We start from the raw sequence: 9,617 nt of genomic DNA on the forward strand, positions 1-9,617 counted from the left end.
ATAGTGTTTTTGCCAGACCAGGAACACCAATTAGCAAACAATGTCCTTTGCTAAATACGGATGTTAATACCGAACGGATAACAACATCTTGTCCAATAATTATTTTTTTAATTTCGCTACTGAGTTGCTTATATTTAGCAAACAACCCATCAATTGCTTCCTTTTCGTTTTTATAGGTAGTCATGTTTGTTTAATCTTTGATAAAAGCTTAATCTTAATCCTTCTCAGATTTATCTACATAGTCTTTTAAAGGCTCGCAGGCATTATAGGGCTCATGAATGGTTATATAAGTTTCTTTCATCTTCTTCTCAATCCATACCATAAGTATCTCTTGCTTTTTATTGTTGTCGGCAAGCTCTTTGATTTCAGGATAATCATCTTTTAAATTAGCCAGATGAGGTGCTGTTTTTGATTTGAATAAAATCAGTCGGTAAGCAATACGTCCGTCAGGATAAGTAGTTACCAGGGGACCAGCCATATTGCCTACTTCCATTGTGTCGATAACAAAAAACAATGATGCATCAATTTGATCTATAGGAATTTTACTGCTACCATTGTTTGCATCAACTAAAAGTCCACCATTATTTTTGGTCTGCTCATCTTCGGAGTATTTGAAGGCTGCTGAAGCAAAAGTGAAAGTATCTTTTCCTATTTGTGCAGCAATTTCATTCAGTTTTTTTTGAACGTCTAATTTAGCATCAACTGTTACTTTTGGTTTAATCAGTATATGTTTAACGTGTATTTTTTCTCCTTTTCGATCCACCATTTTCAGCAAATGATAACCGTATTTTGTTTTCACAATTCCTGAAATACTATCCTTTTTCAGTTTCATGGCAGCCGCAGAAAACTCAGGTACATACTCAAATTTAGACCGCATTCCAAGGTCACCACCCTTAACAGCTGTGCCATCATCTTCAGAATATAAAATGGCCATTGTTTCAAATTTGGTCCCATTGATAATCCGATCGCGGTATTCCTGAACTTTTGCCTTGGCTTTGGCATGTTCTTCTTCCGTTGGTTTCGCGAACATTAGTAGTTGGGCAACTTCTACCTGGGTATTAAAATAGGGGAGGCTATCCTTTGGAATATTATTAAAGAATTTTTTCACCTCAGCAGGAGAAATGCTATAATTACCAATTACCTCATCTTTCATTCTGCGGATTAATATCATTTCTTTGATAGGATCCCGCATTTCATCTTTAATTTCAGCAATCGATTTCTCATAATATTTTTCCAGTGCTTCAGGGCTTCCAATTTGGCTGATAAAATATTCCATTCGCCTATTAATCTCTGAATTAATTTCATCGGGTCCAACTTTCAAACTATCAATGTATGATTGATTTAAGAGCAAGCGTTGGTAAATACTACTTTTGAGAATTTCGCATTGACCTTCCCATTTCGCCCTATCTGTAGGAAAATTGAAACCAGACATCTGACTCTCTATATCGGATTTCAATACAATCTGATCACCAACTACTGCCACTACCTCATCCAGTACAACTTTCTGCGGTTGGGCTTGAATAATAAATGCGGTTAAAAAAAGTGTTAAAACTAAGGTTGTTCGTTTTGTTAAACTACTCATATATTTTGAAATGTTTCTTTTTGATTCCGTCCGTATAAATCTGGTTGTTAACTTCTTTTAAAAACTCCAGACTTTTTTTGTGCAATATTGTTTGTTTAATTCTTTCGTGTTCAAATTCGATTGGAGAAATTCCCCCTTCTTTTTTAATCTTTTTAATTCGGAGCAAATAGGTGAATAGGGAATCCGATGATTCGATGCTCATATTGTTGTAATAACTAATACAATCAGCAGATTTTAATGGGATTTGAACCTTTACATCATCAATGAAAAACCATTTTTCATCATCCAGATTGAATAGCTCAACATTGCCTAAGCAATATTGAAAAAGTAAATCGTGGTCTGCATTTTTATCTGACAAATACCATTGCTTGACTTTAGATATATCGGGTGCATCATTTTTTAATTTGATAAAAATAACCTGCATAATGCATTTTTGAAGAATAAATTGATCATTATTTTTTTCGTAATATTCAATAATCTCATCTTCAGTAATTTCATCCGAAAGTTGTTGCTTAATCAGCTTGTTCTCATATTCGTAGGTAATAAGAGCTCGGTAATAGTTATCGATCTCTTTGGTTTTGTCTTTTTCTGTTTTTGTCAGATTGGAAAGTGCTTTTTGGTAAACCAATTCGTCTTTGATCCAATTGTCAATGAAATTTTTCCTGATTCGCACGCTATCTTCATGTGAAACAAAGGAGTTGATTATTCCATCTAAATCTGCTTCAAACAAGGAAACATCGCCAACTGTGGCAATAGTCTTACCATGGTCAGATTCTGCTTTTTTTTCACCATTCAGATATTTACATCCCGTTAGAGAAGTTAAAAATAAAAGTGAAAGCAATAATTGAAATGCCTTATTTTGTATGATTGGCAATAAGTTCTGCAAGTACTTTTTCATTTATGGTAACAGGGTATTTCTTCTTTAATTCTTCAATCCACCTGGTTTCCAGATAAAGCTGATAATCTGCAATTACTATGCCCCGTATCTCTTTAATTTTTTTGGGTTGCGGATCATAATATTTCTTCATATGAATGACTCTCCAACTGTCTGACTCTTCATCAAAGAACACAGAAACGCCTGTTTTTCCAAAATATTCTTTAAGAAGTCTGTTTTCATCAATTTCATATGTTCCGTGTGAATAACTAATATTCAACGGATTGATTATGTTCAGTTCAGTGGCTATTTCGTCTGATGATTTTCCATCTTTTTCTATCATCGCTAAAACCTGTCGTGCAATATTCTCATTCCGGCAAATATACGTTTCAGCATCAGCACGTTTTTTCCACATATACTTTTGAATGTTTTGCTGATAAAAAGCTTTTTGACCAACGGTATCTTTCATAGCTTTCGACCAAACTTGTTGATCAGTAATTTCAAATAACATCATTCCTTCTCTGTATTCATTAACAAGGTTTCTGAATTCCGGGAAGTTTTCTTCAAGATGTTGGTCTGAATAATTAATTAATGAAGTGTTTACAAAAGCTGTATAGAATTTGTCAACCGCAAAATGTGCATTCTTATATTGTGCGTTTTTTTGATTTAACTCAACGTATTTAGCAAAATCAAGCTGCGTGTAATTCTTTTTACCAATAAGAAATAAATCGCTTCCCAATTTTGAGGCATCCGCTATTTTCCAAGTTGAACTTAACAAAGTGGAATCAATTTGACTATGTACTGCATCCAGGATCCCATCAAATTCTTTAAAACGATATTGCTTTTTAATATCAGCAATCAGATTATCGTATGATAATTGAGCCCTGCTATCTTTCCTCACCTTTGTACGGATAAATTTCTCCATATCTTCAAAGGACTTGAGTGGTTTGAGGCTATTCCTTTTTAAAACATGCCAACCTGCCTGACTCTCAAAAGGCTCAGAAACATCGCCATCATTTTTAATTGTAAATGCTACTTCTTTAATTTTAGGAGCTACATTAAATGAAAAAGAATTGAATTCAGGAAGTTTGCCATTGCTATTTTTGGAACGGTTATCTTGGGAGTACAGATTAACCATTTTGTCGAAACTTTCACCATCTGTGATTTTTTGATGAATTTCTTTAATGGTTTGCTTTACACGATCTTTTTGTTCGTCTGTTGCATCTTTTTCGAAAGGGATAAATATCTGAGATACATTTATATCACCCTGATAAGGTCTGCGATCATTCAATTTAAGAATATGGAATCCAAATTCAGTGCGAAATGGTTTGGATACTTTTCCAACTTTTGTTTTATAAGCTTCATTTTCAAACGAATAAATGAGATGGAAAACTGTAAAATAGCCCAATTGTCCTTTGTTGTTTTTAACAGAAGGATCTTCAGAATATTGTTCTGCTAACTCAGCAAAATCTCCTTTTTTTGCTTTCTTATATACTTCTTTAATTTTGGCATAAGCAGCATCAACTTCATTTTGAGGAGCATCTTCGGCAACCCGAATTAAAATATGACTTGCTTTAATTTCAGTTTTCATTCTTTCATAAGCTTCAACAACCAGCGCATCTGTTGTTTCCTGATCGGTCATATAGGGTTTGGTAAGCTGATCACGATATGTTTTAAACTCATTCAGAAATTTTTCAGTAGTATCAATACCTTGAAAACGAGCTTCTTTAACTTTCAATTTGAAATTGACATATAATCCTAAATATTCATCGACACTTTCTTGAGAGTAGTAATTATCGTCATTCCGATTGTTCTTCTCATAAATGTATTGGAAATCACCAATAGTCACTTTTGAATCACCTGTTGAGAAAAGAACGGTCTCAGGTTTTTGAGCAAATGAGAAAAATACAATAGTGGTTAATAATGATGTTAAGAAATTCCGTAAAAACATAAGCCTATTTTTTGGCGCAAATATATCTATTTTAAATGAATGTTCTTATGACACACATCAAGTATAATGGATATTTTATTCTACTAAAATCATAATTTGATCCCTGTAATTATCAGAAAATAAGTAAACTTTGTTTAGGATTAAATAATTAATGAATTATCCAATAAAAATCAAATCTATAAATTATGAAGCAAAATAGAATTATTCTTAGTACGATAGCCTTATTCCTTGTTTTAACATCTTGCTTTCCATCTTATGAGAAGGGTTCTGGCGTATTGATTTCTACAGAAATTGATGTTGATGATTTTGATAAAATAAATCTTAGTGGAACAGGAACTATATATTATATACAAGGAGAAGAGCATTCGCTGAAAATAGTCACTGATGATAACATTATTCCTTTTCTTAAACAAAATGTTACGGGAGGAGAACTAATTCTCGACATCGACAAAGCACTTATCAATCCAACTAAACTCGATTTCTATATTACATCACCACAAATAAGCAAATTTGTTATATCAGGCACAGGGAATATTATCAGTGAGAAAATTATTGAAACAGAAGAATTAAAAGTTTGGATTAGTGGTGCTGCTGAAGCAAAAATAGATTTGAAAGCGAATAAAATGGATATTAAAATTTCCGGTTCAGGCGATATTAGTACAGCAGGAATTGTTGATGAATTGGAACTTAAATTAAGTGGTGCCGGTAATTTAGACGCTTACAATTTAATTGCTGAAAAAGCCAAAATTACAATTAGTGGAGCTGGTGATGCAACAGTACATGTAGTAAAGTCATTGCGTGCGAAAGTTTCAGGTGCAGGAAATATTCAATACAAAGGAACACCAAAAGTGAATTCAAATATTTCAGGAGCAGGTTCCGTGAATGCAATTAACTAATTGTCATGGATATTTTATTAATTGTTTTAGGAAGTGCTTTAGTTATACTCGGAATTTTGGGTTGCTTTCTGCCTATTATACCGGGGCCTCCTGTCAGTTTTGTTGCCTTATTGGTTTTTCATCTCACTTCTGTTTATCAATTTTCAAATCGGATATTAATAATTGCTGCTGTAATGGCCATTGTGGTTACTGTGTTGGATTACATCATACCCATTTGGGGTACTAAGTTTTTTGGTGGTTCAAAAAAAGGGGTATGGGGATCGACTATTGGTTTAATATTGGGATTGTTTTTTGTGCCTTGGGGAATAATTCTTGGACCATTTGTGGGAGCAGTTATAGGCGAAATGATTGATGGTCAGGAATTCAAGAAAGCATTGAAAAGTGGTTTTGGCGCTTTTTTGGGATTTGCTGCAGGAGTAATCATGAAATTGGGTGTTTCCATTTGGATTGCCATCATTATCATCAGAACAGTAATCGAGCATTTCTGAGTTTTTACCAAGCATATTTCATTTATTATACATCAATGATGGTAATTCATTGAAATAGAGCTAAATTAGTGCTCAAAATCTGCATTTATGCGAAAATATATTATTTTCTTATTTTGTCTGAACTGGACCTTTATTCAGGCTCAAAAAGATGTTAAGCTGATTAGCATAAATGAGTATGCAGATTGTAGTCAGGCAAAAGTTATAAATACCTCCCACGTTTTTGGCCCTACCACTGCTCCAGATGGTCATGGACAAATACTGGAGTTTTTTAATAATAGCCGAAATAGTAATTATTTTATTGAAGAAGAACACAATACAGTGTGGTATAAATTCAAAACTACTCAGGATGGAATTCTGCTTTTTGATTTGATACCTGAAAACGATAATGACGATTATGATTTTGTGTTGTATATAGTTGAACAGGGGCAAGGATGCTCTCAAATCGTAAATAAAGATATTTTACCAGTGCGAACAAATATTTCGAGAAATGATCCGTCCATTAATTCCAGAACGGGTTTGGCTTTATCAATAAAAAATAAATTTGAAGCAGCAGGAAAAGGTGCTTCATTTTCGAGTGGAATTCATGTAAAAAAAGGTGATCTATATTATTTACTCATCGATAATGTATATGAAAATGGAAGTGGACATACCCTTGTTTTTGATTACGTAAATGATGTAGGTGAGTCAAAAAAACCAAAGATAATTTCGGATAAGGTTATTGATGCCGAAAGTGAAAAGGGGCTGGGTGCTCGTGTAATATTGCAGGATAAGGATGGAAATATTATTGCTGAAACAACCAGTCATCCTATTACTGGTGAATATTCTCTAGAAATTCCAGCTGACTTCGATTATCGGAAAGATTATAGCATAACCATATGCACCAAGGGATATTTTTTCAAGGAAAGAGAGGTTAACATAACCGAAAAAATTAATACGAAAAAGAAAGAGAATGTTGAAATTCAACGTCTTGAAAAAGGAAAAAAATTCAGTCTGAGCACAATTTATTTTTATGAAAATTCACCTATGTATTTACCGGTTTCAATTTCAACATTAGATAAATTGTTTAAGTTGATGACACAAAACGAGCAAATGACAATCGAGATAGCCGGACATATTCATGGATGTGGGGCAGACCCAGATCATATCAAAACACTATCAGAAGCTCGGGCTCTTACCGTTAAAAACTATCTGCTACGTAAAGGAGTTCAAGAAAACCGAATATCAACCATTGGTTATGGTTGCTCTCAAATGTTATATCCTAAACCAAAAAATGAAGAAGAGAAACAGATGAATAGGCGAGTAGAAATTACAATTTTAGCGTATTAACTTGTTATTTTATGGAACAAGAATTTGAAATTATTGGCATATACCAAAATGTACAAACGGCCCATGTGCTTCGAACACGATTGGAAAGTGAAGGAATTGAGGCTTGGGTAACCGATGAAAACAGCTTATTAAATTCAGGCTTTTTTTTAGATAATAAAGAAGGGGCTAAATTGCAGGTAAAAAGGGAAGATGCCAGTAAAGCCAAAATGATAATTGATAATATTGAGTAAAATAATCTCCTTAATGATGATCTAATTGTACGCTTTTTGTACTAGTCAACTCTTCACACAAAACACAATAAATAATGACCAAATCACTCACCAACTTTTATTCAGAGGAGCAAAATAGGCAACAGAAATTATTCGATTTAAATCAAAAACAATTAAATAGGACTGTTTGGTTGCGGCTTTCATCCTTTGTGATTGGATTGGGATTAACCATATATTTAATTAAGGATTTTGGGTGGTCCTATATTTGGCTTGCTATACCTTTTATGATCTTGTTTTTTTATTTAGTCAAAAAACATGAACACTTAAAATGGTTGAAAGCCTATTACAAAAACAGAATACAGATTTGTGAAGAAGAAAGCTCATCCATAAAGGGCAACCATAAGATGTTTGATGATGGAAAAAACTTCATCGATCCTGCTCACCCTTATAGCTCAGATATGGATTTGTTTGGGCGAAATTCATTGTTTCAGTTTTTAAACAGATGTATCAGCTTAGGAGGAAGGATAAAACTGGCTGATTTATTAAGGAATAAATCTGATAAAAAAACGATTGAGAAAAGACAAAGTGCTGTTCAGGAGTTGGGACATAATTTTGAATGGAGACATGATTTTAGAGCCAATGGTTTGATGCTTGAAAACGATGGAGAAGACAAATCGGAAATATTGAAATGGCTGGAAGAAGATGATTTATTCTATAAAAATAGATTTTTTGAAGCTGCTTCTATCGTTTTACCACTGTTCGTATTTTTATCAATAATACTAAGTTTTTGGTTTCTTCCTGATAGGATAATTATCTTATTTATGTTTTTACAATTGGGTATTGTTGGTGGATTTCTTCGAAAGATCAATCGACAACACGTAAATATCTCGCGCAAGCATGATTTAATCCGACAGTTTGGTAAACTATTGTTTAAAATAGAGCATCAAGAGTTCAAGGCTGATTTACTTAATGAATTGAAATCCAATTTGACAAAGGATAAATTATCCTCTGAAAAGGAAATTGAAAAGCTGTCAAACTTGCTTCGTTTATTTGATAATCGGCTAAATATGATTGCTGGATTAGTATTGAATGCCTTATTTATGTGGGATATTCAATGCTTGATCCGTATGGAGAAATGGAAAAACAAAAACAAAGATCGATTTACATCCTGGTTAGAAGTATTGGAAGAATATGATGCATTAGCAAGTCTTGGGAATTATAGCTACAACAATCCCGATTACATTTATCCTGAAGTCAGCGAAACCATACATCAGTATCAATTCACCGAAAATGCACATCCATTAATTCCGCTTAACGAGCGTATTGCTAATTCCATGCAAATACTTGGCAATGGACAGATGACAATTATTACGGGTTCAAATATGGCTGGTAAAAGTACTTTTTTACGAAGTCTTGGCGTAAACCTGATTTTGGCCATGTCTGGTGCACCTGTTTGTGCGAAAGAATTTGTTTTTTATCCGGTTCAATTGTTTTCCAACATGCGGGTAGGCGATGATCTGGCAAACCGAGAGTCTACTTTTTATGCCGAATTAAAACGCTTGAAGCAAATTATTGAAAAGGCTGAAAATACAGAGTTGTTTATTCTACTGGATGAAATACTTAAAGGAACAAATTCAGCTGATAAACTCACCGGTTCGATAGCATTAATCAGGCAATTGGTTGACACCAAATCTGTAGGAGTTATTGCCACTCATGATTTGGCATTGGGTGAACTTGAAACAGAAATTCCTGCTAAAGTAAGAAATTTTAACTTTGAAGTGGAGATAAAGAACGATGAGTTCTATTTCGACTATAAACTAAAACCTGGCATTTGCAAAGTACTCAATGCAACAGAGTTGATGAAGAAAATGGGATTGAAAGTTTGAAAAATAAGTTGAAAGTAAAAAGTTACAAGTAAAAAGTTGGTGTATTTTCGAAATAGCTAATTATCTAATTGCTTATGAATTTTTTTGGTTCCACTATACAAACTGTATTTTTGGAATTTACATTCTAAAGCGCCATTAAACAGCACAATTTTTCGTGACGGACGCAAGCCAATACGTTTTAAGGCTTGGAAATTTGAACTGATTAGCCAGGCATCGAAACCACTGAAGTTCTTTTTCCAATGATCCCCAATTTCAGCATATAGCGTATTGATTTCTTCGTTTTCACCAATGCGCTCACCATAGGGTGGATTCATCACAACGATCCCATCATCAAAAGCTGGTTTATATTTATCAAAGGAATGTTTACGCAACTGAATATATTCTGAGAAACCATACTCTCTTATC

10 protein-coding genes are annotated in these 9,617 nt (G+C 33.7%); 5 read left to right on the plus strand and 5 right to left on the minus strand.

Annotated elements, in window-relative coordinates:
* The 4 genes from HOG71_07010 to HOG71_07025 all read right to left on the minus strand — a co-directional run.
* Positions 1–184: AAA family ATPase (locus HOG71_07010; protein MBT5990587.1), on the minus strand; the 184-nt coding region annotated here is incomplete at its 3' end.
* Positions 185–214: 30 nt separating this feature from the next.
* Positions 215–1,582, minus strand: a complete 1,368-nt coding sequence (locus tag HOG71_07015) for a hypothetical protein (GenBank protein MBT5990588.1) — start codon at positions 1,580–1,582, stop codon at positions 215–217.
* A complete protein-coding gene (locus HOG71_07020; protein ID MBT5990589.1) occupies positions 1,575–2,480 on the minus strand; it encodes a hypothetical protein in 906 nt (301 codons plus the stop codon). The genes HOG71_07015 and HOG71_07020 overlap by 8 nt, the downstream gene beginning before the upstream one ends.
* Entirely contained in the window at positions 2,437–4,407 is a 1,971-nt protein-coding gene (locus HOG71_07025) for a hypothetical protein (GenBank protein ID MBT5990590.1), read from the minus strand. The genes HOG71_07020 and HOG71_07025 overlap by 44 nt, the downstream gene beginning before the upstream one ends.
* A gap of 185 nt (positions 4,408–4,592) precedes the next feature.
* Here HOG71_07025 and HOG71_07030 point away from each other — a divergent pair, with 185 nt between their 5' ends.
* The 5 genes from HOG71_07030 to HOG71_07050 all read left to right on the plus strand — a co-directional run bounded on the left by HOG71_07030 (position 4,593) and on the right by HOG71_07050 (position 9,212).
* Positions 4,593–5,303, plus strand: coding sequence for a DUF2807 domain-containing protein (locus HOG71_07030; protein ID MBT5990591.1), 711 nt, complete (start codon positions 4,593–4,595; stop codon positions 5,301–5,303).
* A 5-nt stretch (positions 5,304–5,308) separates the two neighbouring features.
* The gene (locus HOG71_07035; protein ID MBT5990592.1) at positions 5,309–5,791 is read left to right on the plus strand and encodes a DUF456 domain-containing protein; all 483 of its coding nucleotides are present in this window, start codon (positions 5,309–5,311) and stop codon (positions 5,789–5,791) included.
* An 87-nt stretch (positions 5,792–5,878) separates the two neighbouring features.
* On the plus strand, positions 5,879–7,117 hold the full coding sequence (locus HOG71_07040) for an OmpA family protein (protein ID MBT5990593.1): 1,239 nt from the start codon (positions 5,879–5,881) through the stop codon (positions 7,115–7,117).
* Positions 7,118–7,128: 11 nt separating this feature from the next.
* Complete coding sequence (locus HOG71_07045; protein MBT5990594.1) at positions 7,129–7,347, plus strand: hypothetical protein; 219 nt, start codon at positions 7,129–7,131, stop codon at positions 7,345–7,347.
* 74 nt (positions 7,348–7,421) lie between these two features.
* Positions 7,422–9,212: a hypothetical protein gene (locus HOG71_07050; GenBank protein ID MBT5990595.1), complete on the plus strand. Its 1,791-nt coding sequence runs from the start codon at positions 7,422–7,424 to the stop codon at positions 9,210–9,212.
* A 56-nt stretch (positions 9,213–9,268) separates the two neighbouring features.
* Here HOG71_07050 and HOG71_07055 read toward each other — a convergent pair whose 3' ends face one another.
* Complete coding sequence (locus tag HOG71_07055; protein ID MBT5990596.1) at positions 9,269–9,583, minus strand: hypothetical protein; 315 nt, start codon at positions 9,581–9,583, stop codon at positions 9,269–9,271.
* Positions 9,584–9,617: the final 34 nt, after the last annotated feature.

It is taken from the genome of Bacteroidota bacterium (assembly GCA_018698135.1).
Lineage (GTDB): Bacteria > Bacteroidota > Bacteroidia > CAILMK01 > JAAYUY01 > JABINZ01.

Excerpts from the sequence above, each read along its gene's own strand:
- HOG71_07015 (MBT5990588.1), bottom strand. The coding sequence starts at position 1,582 with ATGAGTAGTTTAACAAAACGAACAACCTTAGTTTTAACACTTTTTTTA.
- HOG71_07020 (MBT5990589.1), bottom strand. The coding sequence starts at position 2,480 with ATGAAAAAGTACTTGCAGAACTTATTGCCAATCATACAAAATAAGGCA.
- HOG71_07025 (MBT5990590.1), bottom strand. The coding sequence starts at position 4,407 with ATGTTTTTACGGAATTTCTTAACATCATTATTAACCACTATTGTATTT.
- HOG71_07030 (MBT5990591.1), top strand. The coding sequence starts at position 4,593 with ATGAAGCAAAATAGAATTATTCTTAGTACGATAGCCTTATTCCTTGTT.
- HOG71_07035 (MBT5990592.1), top strand. The coding sequence starts at position 5,309 with ATGGATATTTTATTAATTGTTTTAGGAAGTGCTTTAGTTATACTCGGA.
- HOG71_07040 (MBT5990593.1), top strand. The coding sequence starts at position 5,879 with ATGCGAAAATATATTATTTTCTTATTTTGTCTGAACTGGACCTTTATT.
- HOG71_07045 (MBT5990594.1), top strand. The coding sequence starts at position 7,129 with ATGGAACAAGAATTTGAAATTATTGGCATATACCAAAATGTACAAACG.
- HOG71_07050 (MBT5990595.1), top strand. The coding sequence starts at position 7,422 with ATGACCAAATCACTCACCAACTTTTATTCAGAGGAGCAAAATAGGCAA.